Source organism: Streptomyces sp. NPDC059957, from assembly GCF_042730015.1.
Taxonomy (GTDB): domain Bacteria; phylum Actinomycetota; class Actinomycetes; order Streptomycetales; family Streptomycetaceae; genus Streptomyces.
In genome coordinates this window covers 135,102-154,185 of sequence record NZ_JBHWMB010000008.1, presented here as the reverse complement: position 1 = coordinate 154,185, position 19,084 = coordinate 135,102, and the positions used below count along the sequence as shown (strand labels likewise).

At 72.5% G+C, this 19,084-nt stretch carries 11 protein-coding genes and 1 pseudogene; 7 read left to right on the top strand and 5 right to left on the bottom strand.

What is annotated here, in order from left to right; all coding sequences use genetic code 11:
* Positions 1-137: 137 nt before the first annotated feature.
* The 3 genes and pseudogenes from ACFWBW_RS08195 to ACFWBW_RS08185 all read right to left on the bottom strand — a co-directional run.
* Positions 138-347, bottom strand: a pseudogene (locus tag ACFWBW_RS08195) (hypothetical protein); the annotation flags it as partial.
* Positions 347-2,452: an endo-beta-N-acetylglucosaminidase gene (locus ACFWBW_RS08190; RefSeq protein WP_385369614.1), complete on the bottom strand. Its 2,106-nt coding sequence runs from the start codon at positions 2,450-2,452 to the stop codon at positions 347-349. The pseudogene ACFWBW_RS08195 and the gene ACFWBW_RS08190, both read right to left, overlap by 1 nt.
* 283 nt (positions 2,453-2,735) lie before the next feature.
* Complete coding sequence (locus tag ACFWBW_RS08185) at positions 2,736-4,028, bottom strand: glycosyl hydrolase (protein ID WP_385369540.1); 1,293 nt, start codon at positions 4,026-4,028, stop codon at positions 2,736-2,738.
* Between the two features lie 248 nt (positions 4,029-4,276).
* Between ACFWBW_RS08185 and ACFWBW_RS08180 the strand changes: the two genes are divergently transcribed.
* The 3 genes from ACFWBW_RS08180 (at position 4,277) to ACFWBW_RS08170 (ending at position 8,627) form a co-directional block, all read left to right on the top strand.
* Positions 4,277-6,199, top strand: coding sequence for a hypothetical protein (locus ACFWBW_RS08180; protein WP_385369538.1), 1,923 nt, complete (start codon positions 4,277-4,279; stop codon positions 6,197-6,199).
* 262 nt (positions 6,200-6,461) lie between these two features.
* On the top strand, positions 6,462-7,514 hold the full coding sequence (locus ACFWBW_RS08175) for a tyrosine-type recombinase/integrase (RefSeq protein WP_385369536.1): 1,053 nt from the start codon (positions 6,462-6,464) through the stop codon (positions 7,512-7,514).
* A 336-nt stretch (positions 7,515-7,850) separates the two neighbouring features.
* Positions 7,851-8,627, top strand: a complete 777-nt coding sequence (locus ACFWBW_RS08170; protein ID WP_385369534.1) for a magnesium and cobalt transport protein CorA — start codon at positions 7,851-7,853, stop codon at positions 8,625-8,627.
* A gap of 7 nt (positions 8,628-8,634) precedes the next feature.
* Here the strand turns inward: ACFWBW_RS08170 and ACFWBW_RS08165 are convergent, their stop codons facing one another.
* The gene (locus ACFWBW_RS08165) at positions 8,635-10,197 is read right to left on the bottom strand and encodes an MFS transporter (protein WP_385369532.1); all 1,563 of its coding nucleotides are present in this window, start codon (positions 10,195-10,197) and stop codon (positions 8,635-8,637) included.
* Between the two features lie 116 nt (positions 10,198-10,313).
* Between ACFWBW_RS08165 and ACFWBW_RS08160 the strand changes: the two genes are divergently transcribed.
* Positions 10,314-11,222, top strand: a complete 909-nt coding sequence (locus tag ACFWBW_RS08160) for a TetR/AcrR family transcriptional regulator C-terminal domain-containing protein (RefSeq protein WP_385369530.1) — start codon at positions 10,314-10,316, stop codon at positions 11,220-11,222.
* Positions 11,223-11,246: 24 nt separating this feature from the next.
* Here ACFWBW_RS08160 and ACFWBW_RS08155 read toward each other — a convergent pair whose 3' ends face one another.
* Positions 11,247-14,291: a Tn3 family transposase gene (locus tag ACFWBW_RS08155; protein ID WP_385369528.1), complete on the bottom strand. Its 3,045-nt coding sequence runs from the start codon at positions 14,289-14,291 to the stop codon at positions 11,247-11,249.
* A gap of 190 nt (positions 14,292-14,481) precedes the next feature.
* Between ACFWBW_RS08155 and ACFWBW_RS08150 the strand changes: the two genes are divergently transcribed.
* From ACFWBW_RS08150 to ACFWBW_RS08140, 3 genes are all read left to right on the top strand, one after another.
* Positions 14,482-16,863: an NEW3 domain-containing protein gene (locus tag ACFWBW_RS08150; protein WP_385369526.1), complete on the top strand. Its 2,382-nt coding sequence runs from the start codon at positions 14,482-14,484 to the stop codon at positions 16,861-16,863.
* 8 nt (positions 16,864-16,871) lie between these two features.
* The gene (locus tag ACFWBW_RS08145; protein WP_385369524.1) at positions 16,872-17,981 is read left to right on the top strand and encodes a LacI family DNA-binding transcriptional regulator; all 1,110 of its coding nucleotides are present in this window, start codon (positions 16,872-16,874) and stop codon (positions 17,979-17,981) included.
* A gap of 104 nt (positions 17,982-18,085) precedes the next feature.
* Positions 18,086-19,003, top strand: a complete 918-nt coding sequence (locus ACFWBW_RS08140) for an ROK family protein (RefSeq protein ID WP_385369612.1) — start codon at positions 18,086-18,088, stop codon at positions 19,001-19,003.
* Positions 19,004-19,084: the final 81 nt, after the last annotated feature.

Below are 19,084 nucleotides of genomic sequence, written 5' to 3'. Positions count from 1 at the left end.
GCCGAGTGAACTGTCAGGGCCGAGTGAACCGCAGGGTCACCAGCTCGAACGGACTCAGCCGTACGTCGGCCAGCGCCGGAGGCCGCCACCAGCGCAAGGGCTTCGGCCAGCGGGCGCTCCAGCAGGTCCGTGGCACGGGTGGTGTCCCAGGGTGCGCCCCAGGCGTCGCCGACGGCGGCGGGGCCGTGCGGGGCCGCCAGTCCCTCGGCCACCGGGACCGGCTCGCGGCCCGGGGCGGTCCAGGCCTCGACGGCCAGCGGCGCGGACAGCGGGTACACGGCCGGGCGGATCCGCTCGTCGAGGACCCGCTTGAGGCGGCCTTCCAGCACTGCGCGGTCGTCATGCATCAGAGGGCTCCAGTCCAGGTCAGGGCGGTACGGGTGGGCTCGGAGACGGCGTACAGCTCGTCGACGGCCCGGATCTCGAAGACGGCCGCCTTCTCCCGGCCGGCGCGCTCGACGCCGGGCAGGTACAGGGCGGTGCCACAGGTGCCGCCGAGGAAGCGGCGGGCGCCGTCCGGAAGGAGGCGGGACACCTCGTAGTGGCGGACGGGCCCTGCGGCCCGCTGCCAGGCCAGTCGCACGGCGGCCTTGCCGGACTGCTGGGCCGAGGCGGACACGGCCGGGGTGCCCGGAGTCGCCGGGCGGGGCCGCGCGGCGGCCTCGCGTACCGACACCGCCCCGAGCCGCCAGCGCACCGGCTCCTTCCCGCGTCGGGTGATCCGTACAGCCAGGGCGTGGGCGGTTTCGCCCGCCAGTTCCGACAGCCGGACCCTCGTCGTGCGCCACCCTTGCCCGGTCCCGATCGTCTCCGCCTTCAGCCAGGTGTACGGGACCTCCTGCCCCGGGCCGGACGGCTGACGGGTCGCCACGCCCAGCTCGACCGTCACCGGGCCCGACTCCGTGCGGTGCACCAGCTCGGCGACGCAGGAGCGGGTCAGCGGCAGCCGGGTGGCGTGCAGGGCCATCGCGGCCGGGGCCGTGAGCTCACCGGTGACGAGCAGGCTGGAGCCGCCGCGCCAGGCGCGGGCGAAGTCGAGGGTGACCTCGGGGCGGGTCCCGGTGGTGTGCACGGCCCAGCGGCGGCCCGGGAGCCGGTCCTGGAGGCCGAGGTGGTTCCATCCGGTGTCGGAGACGGGCTCGCCGTCCTCGTACCAGCGTTCCCCGTGGCCGGTGTTGAAGGAGCAGGCGAAGGGCAGCGCGGTCACGGTGGACCGGTCGGCGACGACGGTGGCGGGGGCCCGCCAGGTGTCCTGCGGGGAGGGGTGGGCGGGGTCCAGGGACGCGCCCGTCCAGAACCGGTCGTCGGCACGGTGGAAGGCGCCCGGGGAGCGGTCGGTGAGGTGGTTCCGGGTCCACTCCGGCCGGTAGAAGCCGTAGGAGACGGTGTGGTCCCGTCCGCGCGGGACGATCGCGTCCCAGTCGACCTTCGAGTTCCAGCCGTTCGACTCCGTGTCCACGGCCGCCCACAGCTCGTGGCGGCTGCGGCCGAGCCGGTCGGCGAGGTCGCCGGAGGCGGCGAGCTTGGCCGGGGTCCAGCGGAAGTCCACGAACATCGTGTCCGCGACCTTGCCGCGGCGGTCCTCGTAGAACTCCTGGTTGAGCTCGTTCAGCGCGCCCTGCCAGCCGACCTTGCCGGTGGAGTTCATCGCGTCGTACCAGGTGATGGAGAGGTCGTGCGGTTCACCGGCCGTGCGCAGGGCGCGCAGGAACTGCTGCATCCGGGAGGCGAGTTCGCTGTCGCCGCCCTCGGTCTCCGCGTTGACGAACCAGCCGTCGAAGCCGTACGCCCGTGCCACCTGCACCAGCTTCTCGGCGACCGGGAACCGGCCGAGGGAGTCCCGCTGGACCAGGTCGCGGGTCCACTGGAGGTCGCCGCCGTAGGGCACGGGCGGCAGGAACACGTTGCCCATCACCCGGACGCCGTTGCGGTGCGCGGCGTCGGTGACGGGCGCGTTCGGCGCGAGCACGATGCCCTCGCCGGAGGAGCCGCCCCAGAAGACCAGCTCGTCGATGTACGCCCAGTGGCTGAGGGCGTAGTAGTCGGCGGTCGGGGAGCCCTGGGCCGGATTGCCGGCCGTGTTCCCGAAGGAGACGAGCGAGGCGATACGGGCCTGGCCGGCGCGGGCCGTGGTGTTCGGCGGCACCGGGGTGAAGCGGGGCGCCAGCGGCACGGTCGCGGTGTTGTAGGCCAGATCGGGGTCGGACTCAGGGGTCCACCGCATGAGGGAGCGCCAGGTGATCCCGGGACCCGGGGTCCCGGCGGGCAGCGAGTCCGGGAACCAGTACGAGGCGTACGGGGACAGGTCCGCGGGCGACCCGGCCGGCGCGGGGCCGGTGCCCGGGGCGTGGGCGCGGTCCGTCGGGGCTGCCGCCGCCGGGGCTGCCGACGCCGGGCCGGCCGTCGTGCAGAGCAGGGCGGCGGCCCCGGCTCCCGCTCCGGCGAACAGCATTCCGCGCCGGGTGGGGCGTATGGAGGCGGGGCGGGGGGCGGGCCGGCGGGCGGTGCGAGGGTCGACTCCGTTGTCGATCTCGGACATGAGGGGTTCTCCTCCGTAGCGGACAGGTGGGGCCGGGTCGGGCGCCGTGCGGCCGAGCGGGGGCGGGTCCGGCCGGGGCCCGGCCGGGTTGCGCCCGCTCGGGTCCCGGTGGGGCCGGTCGGGGCCGGGTGGGACCGCTCGGGTCCCGGTGGGACCGGTCAGGCCGGGTGGGGCCGGTCAGGCCGGGTGGGGCCGGTCAGGCCCGGGTGCGGACGTCGGACACGTGCAGTACCTCCGTGATGCCGCGGGCGGCCAGGTGCTCCGCGTCCCCGGCCAGCTCCGCCAGGACCACGGCCGGCCGGACCCCCTCGGCGGTGAGCGCCGCCCAGGCCTCGAAGAAGGCCCCTCCGGGGGCGCACACCGAGCGGTTCGGCGCGGACTCGGCGCCGCCCACGTCCACGGCGAGCGCGGTCCCGCGCACCGCCGGGCGGTGCTCGCGGCCCCGCCACTCCCCGGTGATCCGGGCGATCACCTCGCCGGCGGGCTTGGTCCGGCGGTCGTTGGTGAGCAGCCCGAGCCCGTACTCCAGCTCGGGGAAGTCCGCGAGCTCCCGGGACACGTCGTGCGAGCACCACCAGGTCACGCCCCACAGGCCGGGGCAGTCCAGGGCGTTCGCCACGGTCGCCTCGGTGAAGGAGGCCGCGTGCTCGGGCCGGATCAGGGGCGCGGGCGCGCCCACCTCCTGGAGCCAGACCGGGCGGAGCGGATCGCGGGCCCATGCCTTGGAGAGCTCGATCAGGTACGCGGCGTGGTGCTCGGTCGCCGTCCCGGTCCGGCCGTGGCGCTGGGCGGTGCCGTTGAACACCCAGGAGTGCACGGCGGTCGCGGCGCCGAGCCGGGCCGCCTGGGCCACGGTGAAGGGGTGGCCGTCCTGGTACCAGGCGGCGTCGTACTCGGCGTGCAGGTGCATGCGGCCCGGCGCGCCCGCCTCGCAGGCGGCGAGCATCCGCTCCAGCCAGCGACCGGCCTGCTCCTGCGCGATCCGGTCGGGGGAGGGGTGCGGATCGTCGGAGAACTGGTTGATCTCGTTGCCGACCGTCATGCCGAGGAAGTTCGGCCGGTCGGCGAGGGCGGCGGCCAGCGTGCGCAGGTACTCCTCCTGCCCGGCGACGACCTGCGGATCGCTGAAGATGTTGCGCCGGTGCCAGGTGCCGGTCCACGCGGGCAGGAAGTCGAAGCTCGACAGGTGCCCCTGGAGGCCGTCCACGTTGACGTCGAGCCCGCGGTCGGCGGCCGCGTCGGCGAGAGCGACGAGCTGCTCGACGGCTCGCGGCCGGATCAGCGTCCGGTTCGGCTGGAACACCGGCCACAGGGGGAAGACCCGTACGTGGTCCAGGCCGAGGGCGGCGATCGAGTCGAGGTCGGCCTTGACCTCGTCGAGGTCGAAGTCGAGCCAGTGGTGGAACCAGCCGCGCGTCGGCGTGTAGTTGGCACCGAAACGCAGGGTGCGGGCGGGTGCGGGTGCGGAGGCGGCGGTGCCGTCGTGCATGAAGGGTCCTGGAGTTCATGGGGAATTCGCGGGATGCCCACAACCTGCCGCCTGTGCGGGGGATAAGTCAACAGGATCCTCAACTCCGAACGTCCCGACTTGGCGGGATGGAAGTCCTGATCTCGCGGACGCTGGTACTTATGCGCTTCAGTCCCGTTGACAGGCGGGTTCCAGCCGCTTGAAGCTAAGCGCACTAATGCGGTTTAGTTCTTGTTGAGCGGTGTTGTCACGCAAGGAAGTGTGCGGAAATGGACAGCGGAATTGCCGTCACGTCGGTCACCACCCCGGCCCTCTTCGCCGGCCCGTCGGAGAACCCCTCCCAGGTCGTCCGGGTCCGCATCCGCAGGGCCCGCCCGGCCGGCCCGCTGCACGTGGCGGTGCAGGGCGACGGCATCACCACCCCGCACCCCCGCATCGTGCGGGCCGACACCGCGGAGGCCTACGCCGGCACCGACGCCCGCGCCGATCTGGCCGGGTCCGGCCCCCGGCCCGTCCCGGAGTCCACCGTCGAGGTCGCCGTCCGCACCCCCGGCGCCGCCCCCGGGACCGTCCTGCCCGCCGCCGTCCGCGTGACCACCCCCGACGGGCGGCCGCTCGCCGAGCACCCCTTCGAACTGGTCGTCGCAGAGCCCGGCTGGACCGTCCGACTGGTCCCGCACTTCCACTACGACCCCATGTGGTGGAACACCCAAGCCGCCTACACCGCCCTCTGGGACGCCCCGCTGAAGCCCGGCGAGGCCGAGCACGGCTGGGAGTACACCGGCGTCCCCGCCTTCACCCTGATCCCGCTCCACCTCCAGCAGGCGCGCGAGGACCCGGCGTACCGCTTCGTGCTCTCCGAGGTCGACTACCTCAAGCCCTACTGGGACACCCACCCCGCCGAACGCGCCGAGCTGCGGGCGCTCGTCGCCGAAGGCCGCGTGGAGATCGTCGGCGGCACCTACAACGAGCCCTCCACCAACCTCACCTCCGCCGAGACCACCATCCGCTCCGCCGTCCACGGCCTCGCCCTGCACCGCGGCACCCTCGGCGCCGACCCGCGCACCGCCTGGCAGCTCGACGTCTTCGGCCACGACCCCTCCTTCCCCGCCCTGATGGCCGGCGCCGGACTCGACTCCGCCGTCCTCGCCCGCGGCCCCCACCACCAGTGGGGGCCGATGATGGACACCTGGGGAGACGAGCTGCGCGCCCCCGCCGCCATGCAGCTGCCCGCCGAGTACGAATGGATCGCCCCCGGCGGAGAGGGCCTCCTCCTGCACTACCTGCCCGCGCACTACTCCGCCGGCTGGTTCTCCCACCAGGCACCGGACGCCGGGGCCGCCGCCGAACAGCTGCTGGACCTGTACGAGCTGCTGCGCACCGCCGCCGCGACGAAGAACGTCCTGATCCCGATGGGCACCGACTTCTCCTGGCCGCACCGCTGGGGCCTGGACGTACAGCACGCCTGGAACCGCCGCTACTGCTGGCCCCGCATGGAACACACCGGCCCGCGCGCCCACTTCGACGCCGTCCGCGCCGAACTCGCCGCGCGCGGCGAGCAACCGCTCCCGGTCACCCGGGAGATGGGCCCGGTCTACACCGGCAAGGACGTCACCTACGCCGACGTGAAACAGGCGCACCGGGCCGCCGAGAACCTCCTCGAACAGGCCGAGACCTTCGCCGCCCTGGCCTGCGCCGAAGGCCTGACCTCCTACCCCGGGCAGACCCTCTCCAAGGCCTGGCGCCACCTCCTGCACGCCGCCCACCACGACGCCGTCACCGGGACCTTCTCCGACCAGGTGTACCTCGACCTGCTCCCCACCTGGCGCGAGGCCCGTGAACTGGCCGCCGGAGTACGGGAGGAGGCACTCGCCGCGATCACCGCCGCGGCCGACACCCGCGGCCCCGGACCGCTCGCCGTGACCGTGCACAACCCGGTCTCGTGGACCCGTACCGACCTGGTCCGCACCCGCGTCGAGCTGGCGGCGCTCGGCATCGCCGACGACCGCGACGCACACCTGATCGCCGTCCTGGACGAGGCGGGCCGTGCAGCGCCCGTGCACGTCGAGGCCGTCGCCGATGGGGCGGCCGAACTGGCCTTCCTCGCCGTGGACGTGCCCTCGCTCGGCCACCGCACCTGGTGGGCCCTGTTCTCGTATAGCTACGGCGAACGGACATGTAGCGCTGGGTGATGCTCGGGGGCGGGCCCGGCGCGAGGGCTGACGGTACGGCGGTTGGCGGTAGCGCCGGGCCCGATCCGAGTTCGGCTTATCGGACTTTTGCCACCGCGGCAGCCCGCCAGGGTGGTGCCGCAGTAAATGCCGGATTTACTGCGGTGGAGCCTCTACCGTGATCATCCCGACCTGCGGCGGGCCATTCTGACTGCCGGGGTGAGGTGTACGCATTTACTGCGGCAGTGCTGGAAGGGCGGGGCGGGGCGTGACGATCGAACCAGTGACCGAACTCGGGAGTGAGGGCGCGCTCCGGCTGCCGCGCGCCCGGGTGGTGCCCCTGTCCGCCCCGCCTTCCTCGTACATCGCGGCGGTCGAGCGGTACCTCACCGGTGCCGGCATTGCGAAGTCCTCCGCGCGGATCTACCGGATCTCGCTGACGACGTGGGGATGGATGCTCACCGGTGAACCGGCGCCGACCGGGCCCGCCCGCAGGGGCGCGAAGCCGCCCGCCTTCCCGGTCGCGGCGATCGACGACCCGGTCCTGCCGGAGGTACTGGCTGAGCTGGCCGCGTCCCGGGCGGACGAGATGGATGCCGACACCGTCAACCGAGAGCTGTCCATCGCGCGCAAGGCGATCGGCTGGTGGCAGCGCCAGGGCTGGATCGAAGGCGATCCGACGCTCGGGATCGAGCGGCGGCCGGCCCCGCCGGACCGCACCAAGGCCCTGGCCGAGAACCAGATTGCCGCCCTGGGGCGCCTGGACGTCGGTCTCCGGGAGAAGACGCAGTGGAAGATGCTCTACGAGTCCGCCGCACGGGCCGACGAGGTGCTATGCCTGAACGTCGAGGATCTGTACCCGCAGGACAAACGCGGCAGGATCACCGCCAAGGGCGGGGCAACCGAGTGGATTCACTGGCAGTCCGGCACGGCCCAGCTGCTGCCCCGCCTGATCTCCCGCCGTACCCGTGGCCCGCTGTTCCTCACCGACCGCAAGGCCCCAGCCGGAACGCCGACACTGGACGTGTGCCCGGAGACCGGCCGTGCCCGGCTTTCCTACCGCCGGGCCGAGGAGATCTTCGAGGAGAACACCCGGCTGCTGGCCAACCCGCTCGCTTCACCCGAAGGCATCGAGGACCTGGACGGCTGGACCCTGCACCGGCTCCGCCACAGCGCGCTCACCCACGACGCGGAGAGCGGCACCTCCACGCCCATGCTGCTGGCCCGCTCCCGGCACGCCTCCGTCCGCTCCCTGGAGCGGTACGCCCGTCCCGGCGTCGACGCGGTCGCGCGGCACGTCGCCGAGCGCGACCCCGCCGCACGTCGTCGGACGTGACGTACCTGGCAGCGAACTTGGACGGCACGCCGGCCGGGTAGGTTGCACCCCGATACGTGAACGAGCGGAACGAGGAATTTGTGGCACAGCGGGGAGAGGAGAAGGAGGGGGATCTGCCGTCGGCAACGGTGGACTGTGCTCTGTACGAGGACGGGCACCGCATCCCGGGGCAGGTAAGCCTGGGCAAGATCATGCAGCGGATAGATGCGGAGGCCGGCCGGTTCGCGTGGATCGGCCTGTACGAGCCCAGCGCGGAACAGCTGCACGAAGTCGCCGAAGCCTTCGGCCTTCACCCTCGCCGTCGAGGACGCGGTCAACGCGCACCAGCGTCCCAAGTTGGAACGCTACGGGGACATGCTGTTCCTGGTGCTGAAGACGATCGTGTACGTCGACCACGAAAAGGTCACCGCGACCAGCGAGATCGTGGACACCGGCGAGATCATGGTTTTCGCCGGGCCCGGTTACGCAATCACCGTCCGCCACGGCAGCGCCCCGCCGCTCGACGATCTCCGCCGACAGCTCCAGGAAGACCCGCAGCAGCTGGGCGGCGGCCCCGCCGCCGTCTTGCACGCGGTTGCGGACATGGTCGTCGACCGCTACGTCGACGTCGCCGACGCCTTTGCCGGGGACGTCGACACCCTGGAAGCCGAGGTCTTTTCCCCCGGCACTCCGGTCGACGCCGGGCGCATTTACCAGCTCAAGCGGGAACTCCTGGAGTTCAAACGAGCTGTCATGCCGCTCACCAGCGCCCTGCAGCGTCTCAGTGAAGGCACCGTCCCTGGGATCCCGCCCAAGGTGGCCACGTACTTTCGGGACGTGGCCGACCACCATCAGCGGGTCAGCGAACAGATCCTGTCCTTCGACGAACTGGTAAGCGGCATGCTCACCGCCAGCATCGCCCAGCTCGGTGTGCAGCAGAACGCCGACATGCGCCGCATCAGCGCCTGGGCCGCCCTCATCGCCGTCCCCACCATGATCGTCGGCGTGTACGGCATGAACTTCGAGCACATGCCCGAGCTCAAGTCCCCGTATGGCTACCCGGCGGTCTGGGTACTCATCATCACCGTGTGCACCGTGATCTACCGCACGCTACGCCGCAACAAGTGGCTCTAGACGGCCTTCACGACGCGAGGGTCGCGGGCCGCGGGTCGGCAGATGCTTCCGTCGGGCGCCTCGTCTTGCCTGCACCCTTCAGCCAGGTGAACGAGAAGAGGGCGGCACCGGCCATGACGACGGCCGCGCCGACGGCTGCGAAGCTCATCCCGTGAGTGAAGGCGTCGCGCGCGGCCTCCAGTACGACGCCTGCGGTCCTGTCCGGCAGTTGGGCCGCGGTGGCCGTCGCGGCGCCCAGTGTTTCGCGGACGGCTTCGGCCTGCGGTACTCCGGGGGGCAGTGCTCCGGCCATGTCGCGGCTGTAGATGGCTGCCCCGATGGATCCGAGGATCGCCATGCCCAGCGCTCCGCCGAGCTCTTGGCCCGACTCCAGCACGGCCGCGGCTGATCCCGCGCGCTCCGGCGGGGCCGCGCCGAGGGCGAGTTCGTTGGCGAGGGTCATGGCGGCGACCAGGCCGCCCGCGTAAAGGGAGACGCCGGCGAGGGTGAACCAGAGGGCCGAGTCGGTGCGCACCTGGGTCACCCAGAGGAACCCACAGGCGGAGAGGAGGAAGCCGCCGCCCATGACGTACGCGCGGTCCATGCGCTGTGCGAGCGCGGCTCCCGCCGGGGCCATGACGGCCACTCCGGCAGCCGGTACCAGGCTCCACAGTGCGGCCTTCAACGGGCTCAGGCCCAGGACGGACTGCAGGTACTGGGTGAGGAAGACGGCCATCCCGACCGTGGCGAACATCGCGAGGAGATTGGCGAACACCGGGCCGCCGAAAGTACGCCGGCCAAGCAGGCCGAGGTCGATCATCGGATGCGCGAGGTGCTTCTGCCGGCGCACGAAGACGAATCCGAGCACGAGCCCCACGCTGATGGCGAGGGCGGGCAGCGGCTCGTACCCGTGCCGGGCCCATTCCTTGATGCCATAGATGACCAGGAGCACAGTGCCGAGTGACAGCACCGCGCTCAGCAGGTCGAAGCGCTCGCGCTTCGCCGACTTGAACTCCGGCACCAGGAACGGCACCAGCACGAGCAGCAGCACCATCGCGGGCAGGTTGATCAGGAAGACCGCGCCCCACCAGAAGTGCTCCAGCAGCAGACCGCTGACCACGGGCCCCAGCGAAATGCCCGTCGTCATGACGGCGGTCCACAGCGTCACCGCCTTGCCGCGCTGCTTCTCGTCGTGGAAAAGGTTGCGAATCAGGGCGAGGGTCGAGGGCATCAAGGCGGCGCCGCCGAGTCCCAGCAGCGCGCGTACGGCGATGAGCAGTTCGGCGGTGTGCGCGTACGCGGCGGCAACCGAGGCCGCTCCGAAGAGCACCGCTCCCGCGAGCACCAGCGCGCGCCGGCCGATCCGGTCGCCGAACGCACCCATCGGGATGAGGAGCCCGGCGAGGACGAAGCCGTACATGTCGAGGATCCACAGCTGCTGCGTCGCGCTGGGCTCCAGGTCCTGGCTGACGTAGGGAATCGCGAAGTACAGGACCGAGACGTCCATCGAGACGAGCAGCAGGGGCAGCATCAGAACGCCCAGGGCGGTCCATTCCTTGCGCCCCGCGCGGGGGCCGGGTGAGTTCTCCATGAACGGCAGGGAACCGGGAGCATGGCGTACGCCGCAAACAGGTACCTAGTGCACCCCGCCATCTATCGGCTCTGAGCAGCCACAATGCCCTGTGAGTGCACTAGTACAGTGTGGTCATGACTGTGGAACCGCCCTACCTCCGCATCGCCGGCGACATCCGTCGGCTCATTGCCTCGGGTGAGCTTGAGCCCGGTGCCCGTATCCCTTCCACCCGGCGCATCACCCAGGAGTGGGGCGTCGCCATGGCGACCGCGACGAAGGCGCTCGCCACCCTGAGCCAGGAGGGTCTGGTGCGGGCCGTGCCCGGCGTCGGCACCGTGGTCGCCGAATCAGGACGAGAACGGCCTTCCACTCCGCACCAGGGGCTCACCCGGGACCGCATCATCCGCACCGCGATCGCTCTCGTCGACGCCGAAGGTCTCGCCGCGCTCTCCATGCGCCGCGTCGCAACCGAGTTCGGCGCCTCCACCATGGCGCTCTACCGCCACGTCCCGAGCAAGGGCGAGCTCGTACGGCTGATGTCGGAGACCGTGTTCAACGGAGAACCGCCGGGGCCGCGACCGCCCGGCTGGCGCGCACGACTGGAACGGGAGGCCCGCTGGCTATGGGCCCTGTACAAGCGCCATCCCTGGCTGGCACGAGCCATGGCCGCCCTCACCCGGCCGATGGCCTCACCCCACGCAATGCGGTACACCGAGCGGGTCCTCAGCGCACTGACCGGCCTGGGGCTGACACCGACCCAGATCCTCCACGTCCACCTCGCGCTCCTCGGGTACGCCCAGGGCGTCGCGGCGGCCGTCGAGCTGGAGTCGCAAGCACGGCAGGACACCGGCATGACACCCGAGGAATGGATGGCCTCCAACGAACCACGGATGGAAACGATCCAGACCGCTGGGTCCTATCCGATCCTGTCCACTCTCTTCGACCAAGAGGATGCCGGCCTCGAACTCGACGCTCTCTTCGAGTTCGGGCTCGCACGGATGCTGGACGGAGTCGAGTCGCTCATCGGGCAATCCGGAGGCTAGGGCCGAGCTCGCACCTGGAGTTCGTCACGCCCGGGCCTTGGCTGGTACGGCCTCAGGGATGCGCGGCCCAGGTACGACGGATGCCCGGACTGCCAGGTCCAGGTCGAGGCGGCTGTCCATGTCCAGCTCGAACCGGCCGTAGGGATTTACGTGCGTCCAGAACAGCGGGGACAGGGCCCGCCGGTCCGCGGCGGTGAGCATGTCAGCCCACTTCGGATCGGCGAGGATCTGCTGCATCAGCAGCGTGTTCACGTGGACCAGGGCGGACTGGAGCAGGTGGAGGGCGAGCATGGACACCTCCTGGGACTCCTTGTCCTGCCCGGCCAGGTCGCCGTCCTTGCCGTAGAAGAGGTCCTTGTTCGCGCTGTTCCAGTTCTCCACGACCTGCAATCCCTCGTGGATCTCCTGCCGCAGCTCGACGTCGGCGAGGTAGTCGCAGACGAACGCCGTGCGCACGGCCCGGCCCAGCTCCTCGATCGCCTGATAGGTGGGGTGCTTGGGGCCACCGCGGGTGAAGCGGCGCAGGACCTGCTCGGCCTCGGCGGTGCCCAGGCGCAGAGCGGTGGTGTACTTCACGATCTGGTCGTACTGCTGGGCGATCAAGTCCCAGTTGATCGTCTTGGTGGACAGCACCGGCGCGAGGTGGGGCCAGTTCTCGTCCTCTCCGGCCGACGGGCGGTACAGCTTCGCGGAGCCGATGTTCTTCAAGCGGGGCATCAGCTTGAAGTCGAGCATGTGGGCGAAGGCGAACCCGACGATGGAGGCGCCGTGGGTGTCGGTGTACTGCCGGTCCACCTCCATGTCGGTGCAGTGCCGCAGCACGCCCTCGATCATCGAGGCGACCTCGGAGGCCGAACAGGACTTGAGCTGGGAGTAGATACACACCGACTTCCGCTCGACGTGCCAGTAGATCATCACCCCGGGGCCCCGGTAGCGCTGGTGCCACTCGGTCATCAGGTTCGAGGACCAGGCGCCGAACTTGCGGCTGTCGGAGGCGCACGCCGTGCCGGTGCCCCACCACATCTCGTCCCGGGCGGCGAAGGTGGCGTTCACCAGCTTCCGCAGGGCCGCGCGCATGTTGGCGCGGTTGACGAACAGGTGCCGGACCCTGCGCAGCGTCGCCTCGCTCTCGCCGTGTTTGCCCGTCACCGCGACCCGCTTGATCCCCATGTTCGTGCCCAGCCCGAACAGGACCAGCAGCAGGCGGCGCCGCAGCACATCCTTCGAGAGCATCTCCCGGGTGGCCACCGAGGTGAACTCGGCGATGAAGCCGGTGTCGAACTCCGCGTACTTCAAGATGTCCAGCAGGTCGATGGTGCCCCAGCGCCGCTCGATCTCGCCCTTGATCGCCACCAGGGACTCGGGCTCCTCCTGCTTCCCCCGTGGGGAGACCCTGATCCACGGCTCGCCGTGCTTCTTGACGACCGCGACCCCGCCCGTCGTACCCTCCGCCAGCGCCTGCTCGAAGCGGTCCAGCGAGGTGCGGAGCTTGCCCTGGAGAGCGGCGATGAACTCGCCGGCGTCCTGCGGCTGGCCCAGGGCGGCGTAGTGCACGTCCCGGTTGTCCTCGAAGTCCGCGGGCAGGTCGTCCTCGGGGTTGCGCCACCGGTTCGCGCCCACCACCCAGATCTCCCGCCGGCGCACCGCGTCCCGCAGCGCCACCAGCACGCACAGCTCGTACGGGATGCGCTCAACCCGGCTCTTGTCGTCCACCACCGCCGCACGCCACTGCTCGGGCACCACCCCCGCGAGCGGCACCTTCTCGGCCGGGTCGAAGAACGCACCCTCCTTCAACGGTTGCTCCAGGTAGCGCTGGAGCAGGTCAATCGCGTCCATCACCGGCCGGTAGGAGGTGTTGTTGCACTTCAGTTCCAGCGTGCCCAGCAGCGGCGAGAGCATCCGCCGCCAGTGCGCCGAGTACGACGACCGCAGCACCGTACGGACCCGGGCCTTGTAACGGGCCTCGTTCGCCGCTGCCTCCGCGGCGAGGGCCTTGAGCGTCCCCTCTCCCCCGACCACCGGGTAGATCACCCGCCGCACCGTGCCGGACGGCTCCGACAGCGCGGCCTCCGCGACCCGCAGCAGCATCGCGTCCTTGCCCCGGATCTTCTTCAGCTCGGCGTTGAGCTCCTTGTCGACCTTCCGCTCCGCCCGGGTGTTGATCTTCAGTACGAGCTGGATGAACAGGTCCACCAGCGAGTCGGTGATCTCCGTCTGCCGCACATGGCACAGCGCGGCCAGCAGCGTCAGTCGCCGCGGCGGCTTCATCCGCTCCAGATTCGCCGGGTACTCCTTCGACGCCCGCGCCCGCCAGGCGTCCACCAGTTTCTCGGACACGTCCGAGAACAGGTCAGCGGGCAGCTCCAGGCGCCGGACGCGCTTCAGCTTGTTCACCTCCGCCAGCAGACTCTCCAGGCCCGGGGCCCCGGGGTCGGTCTTCAGCTCGGCGAAGTGCGACCGGCCTCCGCCGGCCACAGAGCCGTCACCGTCCGCCCCCTCGACCGTCTCGGTCACGCTGCCGGCGACCAGGTCCTCCAGACGCGAGCGCGTCGCGAGACTGAGGCGGTCCAGCGTGCCGTGGCAGAACTGAGCCTCGAAGTCCTTCACCGCCTTGCCGACCAGCCGCCGGACCTGCCCCGGTGCCGGAGGCTCGATGTGGTCGTTGCGGCAGCGGGCCACCACTGCGGCCGCCAGCCGGTCCCGCGACAGCTCCACCGGGCACAGTTCGGTTGCCAACCACCCGGCCAGCCGCTCCTGGTCCTCCTCGGTGTTCGCCCGGAATCCGTACGCAGCCCGGATCTCGCTCCGGTGCCGCTGGATCGCCTTGCTCTCCCAGCTGTAGTCCGCCCACGCCTCGGCCGGAACCTTCACCTGCTGAGCCACGTACCCCACCGCAGCGACCGGCACCTCCTCGACCGTCTCCGGGAACCGGGCCTCCACCTCGAAGAACTTCAGCAGCAACGCGAACCCCAACCGGGTCGCCCCGGACTTGTTCCGCACCCTCTTCATGTCGTCTTCGAGCAGCGTCCAGACCTCGATCAGGTCCTCCGGCTCCCAGTCCTGCCGCACCCGCGCCCCTCCCCCGCCCGCGATCACTCGTTCAGTCCAACGAGGGACCCTGTCGGGGGAAACGAGGACCTGGGGCGATTACACAGCGCTACATGTCCCTTGGCCGTAGCTATACGAGAACAGGGCCTGGTGGCTGGCCACCTCTGAACTGCCGCTCTCCGGCGGCTGGGAGCCGGCCCCGGGGCACGCCGTGCAGAACGAGTTCCTGCGCGCCGAGGCCGATCCCGCACGCGGCGGCGGCCTCGCCCGGCTGCTGGACCGGCGCACCGGGCAGGAGGTCCTCACCCCCGGCGAGGTGGACGAGCTCGTCGTCCAGGAGGAGTACGACAAGCACCCCTACTTCGGAGAGGGCCCCTGGCACCTGCTGCCCAAGGGCCCGGGGACCGGCTCGGGCGCCGGGCCCGCCGAGTCCTGCCGCGCGGAGCGGGGGCCGCTCGGTTCGCGCATCGTGGCCACCGGGCGGACCGGGCCCGTCCGCTGGACCCGGACCACCACCCTGTGGGACGGCCTGGACCGGGCGGAACTCACCACGACGGTGCACGCCTTCGAGGGCTCCGACCAGTTGCTGCGGCTGCGGATCCCCGCGGACGTGCCCGGGGCGCTGCCCGTCGCCGAGACCGCGGCGTCCGCGGTGGGGCGCGGGTTCGCCTTCCCCGAGGCTGACACCGGGGCCGACCACACCCGGGCCCCCTGGACCCTGGACAGCCCCTGCCTGAACTGGTTCGCCCTGTCGGCGCCGATGACCGGTCCGGGCGGCCGGGCCCTGGGCGCGGCGGAGATCGTCCTCCCGGACGCGGACACCCCGCACGGACTCCGGGAACTGGTCACCGCGCTCGGCCGGTACGGGGTCACCGCGACCCCGACCCGGGCGGCCGGGCCGCGCTGGGGCGACCTGGCGCTGGACAGCAGCCTGCCCGACTTCCGCATCGCACTCGGCGGCCCCGAGCAGAACCCCTTCGCGGCGGCGCTGCTGGAGTCGGCCGGCCCCGCCGAGGAGAAGGCCCTGCGAGAAGCCCTACGGGAACACGGGCAGGTCTGGGTAGCGGCCCGAGCGGGGCTCCGCTCGCTCTGGAGCCCCGGCTGCGACCTGACGGGCCTGCGGGACCTGCCGGTCCTGATCCACGCCGGGCCGCCGGAGCAGCTCGCCCGGGCCGTCGCCGCGTCGGGCCGCATCGAAGCCGAAGCTCCGGCGGGCGCAGCGCACCCGCACGAGGCGGCGTACGCCGGCCGCACCGTCGGGGTCCTGGTGCGCGGCACGCCCAGCTTCGCCGTCGACACCGCCGGGCGGCTGCACAGCACCCTGATGCGTTCCTGCACCGGCCGCCCGAGCGGGGAGTGGATGGACCCTCCGCGGCGCACCGCGCCCGACGGCAGCTCCTTCCAGCTCCAGCACTGGACCCACGTCTTCGAGCACGCGCTGGTCGCGGGCTCCGGGGACTGGCGGGCGGTGGACCTGGTGCGCCGCGGACGGGAGTTCAACAAGCCGCTCACCGCCGTCACGGCCGCCCCCGGCGCGGGTCCCCGGCCGCCGGCCCGCTCGCTGCTCGGCGTGGAGCCGGCCGACCGGGTGCTGATCGAGACGGTGAAGCGGGCCGAGGGCTCCGGCGACGGGTGCGACGGGCGTAACGGGGGTGACGGGCGTAACGGGGGTGACGGGCGCGACGGGCGCGACGGGCGTGACCTCGCCGTCCGGCTGCGCGAGACGCACGGCCGCCCGGTGATGGCGCAGACCCTGTGGCCCACGGATCCGGCCGCCGAGGCCGATCTGCTGGACCGCCCGACCGGCTTCTTCGAGGGGCAGGTCCAGGGCGCCGCGACGACCACGCTCCTGCTGCTCACGGAATCCGGCATGCCACTGCGCCGGGGTGAACGGGAGCCGCACGAGCCGGTCTTCAGCCGGTACTGGCTGCACAACACGGGGACCGCTCCGCTCGGTGACGCCCCGTACACCGTGACGTGTGACGGGATCCCGGCCGCGGCCACGGTCACCCTCGCCGCCCACGGGCAGACGGACGGCGGCCCGGTCGGGCTGGAGGTCCGGGCCCCGGAGGGCTGGACCACCTCCTGGACCCGGCAGCGCCGCGAACTCCCGCCCGGCGGGCACGTCTGCCTCCCGCTCACCGTGGAGCCCGCCGCCGGCGCGGAACCCGGCGACCACCTGGTCCGGATCCTCGCCACCACCCCGGCGGGCACCTTCGAGGACGTCCTCACCGTCACCGTCCCGGGCGGCCCGGCCGGGACTCCGACCGGGCTGTGGGTGGCCGCGCCGAAGCCCGCCGTCACCGTCGCCCCCGGCGGGCGGGCCCCCGTACGGGCGACGATCGGCTCCACCGGCATCCGCACCGCCCTGACGGGGCAGGCGTACGCCGTGTCCCCGTTCGGCACCTGGGAGATGACGGCCCCCGCCGTCCTGCCCGTCGAGGTCCCGCCGGACGGCGAGTCCGAGGCCGTGTTCGAGGTACGGCCCCCGCCGGGCACCCCCGCCGGGGAGTACTGGATCGTGGTCAAGGCGGTCTGCCAGGGCAGGATCGCGTACGGTCCGGCCATTGCCGTCCACGTCAGCGAGGGATGAGACAGGCCATGGCCCGCAGACCCACCATCAAGGACATCGCCCGCCAGGCCGGGGTGTCGGAGAGCGCCGTCTCCTTCGCGCTCAACAACCGGCCCGGGGTCTCCCAGGACACCCGCGCCCGCATCCGGCAGGTCGCCGAGGAGCTCGGCTGGCAGCCCAACAGCGCCGCCCGCGCCCTCTCCGGCGAACAGTCCGGCGCCGTCGGCCTGGTCCTCGCCCGGCCCGCGCACACCCTCGGCGTCGAGTCCTTCTTCCTCCAGCTGGTCTCCGGCATCCAGGAGGTCCTCGCCGCCGGCCGGATCGCCCTGCTCTTCCAGGTGGTCGAGGACCTCGACGCCGAATGCGCCGTCTACCGCCGCTGGTGGGCCGAGCGGCGCGTCGACGGGGTCGTCGTCGTGGACCCCAGGACCGACGACCCGCGCCCGGCCCTGCTCGAACAGCTCGGCCTGCCGGCCGTCACGGTGGGGGAGACGGGACCGGCCTCGGCTCCTCCCGGCCCGGCCGCCCCCGGCGCTTCCCCCGACTCCGCTGCCTCCGTCGCATCTGCTGCCTCCGTCGCACTGTCCGCCGTCCGGGCCGACGACGCCGGCGCCATGGCGGAGGTGCTCGACCACCTGTACGGGCTCGGCCACCGCCGGATCGCGCACGTCGCGGGACTGCCCGGACTCGCCCACACCGAGCGCCGGATCGCCTCGCTGCGCGCCGAGGCCGAGCGGCTGGGCCTCGCCCCCGGACAGGTGCGCTCGGTCACCACCGACTACTCGGACGCCGAGGGGGCGCAGGCCACCCGGCGGATCCTCGCCGAGCCGGGGCCGGAGCAGCCGACCGCGATCGTCTACGACAACGACGTGATGGCGGTGGCCGGCGTGGCCGTCGCCTCCGAGCTGGGCATCCCGGTACCGGGCGGGCTCTCCGTCGTCGCCTGGGACGACTCCGCGCTCTGCCGGGTCACCCTTCCCCGGCTCACCGCTCTGGTCCGCGATACCGCAGGCTTCGGCCGCCTCGCCGCCGAGGAGCTCCTGGCCCTCCTCGCGGGGGGCCCGCCGAGGTCCCGCGAGAGCGAACGGCCCAGGCTGGAGCCCCGCGAGAGTACGGCGCCGCCGCCGGCCGCATACTGAAACCGACCCCTTCCTGGAGCGCCACCGTGACCACTCCCACCCCCACCTCCGCCTTCCCCGGCCCCCGCGCCGGCGCGCCGGCCGACTCCGGCCCGACGGTCGCGATCGACATCGGCGGAACGAAGATCGCCGGAGCGCTGGTGGACTCCGACGGCGCCATGACGGCCACCACCCGCCGACCCACCCCGCGCGGCGCCGACGGGGACACGGTGTTCGCCGCCGTCGCGGAGGTCGTCGCCGAGCTGGCGAAGTCCCCGATGTGGGGCTCGGCCGTCCGGTGCGGGATCGGCAGCGCGGGCCCGGTGGACACCGCACGCGGCACGGTCAGCCCGGTCAACATCGGCGCCTGGCGGGGCTTCCCCGTGCAGGCCCGGGTGGACGCCGAGCTCGCGCGGCACGGGCTGCGGATCCCGACGGTGCTGGCCGGCGACGGGGTGGCGATGACCGCCGCCGAGCACTGGCTGGGCGCTGCCCGCGGGCACGCCAACGCGCTCTGCATGGTGGTCTCCACCGGCGTGGGCGGCGGACTCGTCCTGAACAATCAGCTGCACCCCGGCCCCACCGGGAACGCGGGTCACATCGGCCACATCAGCGTCGCCTTCGACGGGGAGCCCTGCGTCTGCGGAGGCCGCGGCTGCGTGGAGTCCCTCGCCTCCGGCACCGCCATCGCGGCCTGGGCCCTGGCCCAGGGGTGGGTCCCGGCCGGGGACGCCACCGCGGCCGGGGTGGCCGCAGCGGCGGCCGCGGGCGATCCCGTCGCGCTGGCCGCCTTCGACCGCGCGGGCCGGGCGCTGGCCGCGGCCATCGCCGCCACCGCCACCCTCGTCGAGACCGACATCGCCGTCATCGGAGGCGGGGTCGCCGCCTCGGGCGACATCCTCTTCGGGCCGGTCCGGGCGCACCTGGCCTCGTACGCGACCCTGTCCTTCGTCAAGGACCTCCAGGTGGTCCCGGCGACGCTGGGCACCCACGCGGGCCTGATCGGGGCCGCGGCGGCGGCGATGATGCTGCTGCGGTCGTGAGCGCGGACCCCTCTAGTGGTGTTGACCGGAAAGTCTTCCCCGCGCCATCGACCCATCAACCCTTCCCCCCCCCACCCCTCC

Coding starts and splice junctions, on each gene's coding strand:
- ACFWBW_RS08190 (WP_385369614.1), bottom strand. CDS start 2,452: ATGCTGTTCGCCGGAGCGGGAGCCGGGGCCGCCGCCCTGCTCTGCACG.
- ACFWBW_RS08185 (WP_385369540.1), bottom strand. CDS start 4,028: ATGCACGACGGCACCGCCGCCTCCGCACCCGCACCCGCCCGCACCCTG.
- ACFWBW_RS08180 (WP_385369538.1), top strand. CDS start 4,277: ATGGACAGCGGAATTGCCGTCACGTCGGTCACCACCCCGGCCCTCTTC.
- ACFWBW_RS08165 (WP_385369532.1), bottom strand. CDS start 10,197: ATGGAGAACTCACCCGGCCCCCGCGCGGGGCGCAAGGAATGGACCGCC.
- ACFWBW_RS08160 (WP_385369530.1), top strand. CDS start 10,314: ATGACTGTGGAACCGCCCTACCTCCGCATCGCCGGCGACATCCGTCGG.
- ACFWBW_RS08145 (WP_385369524.1), top strand. CDS start 16,872: ATGGCCCGCAGACCCACCATCAAGGACATCGCCCGCCAGGCCGGGGTG.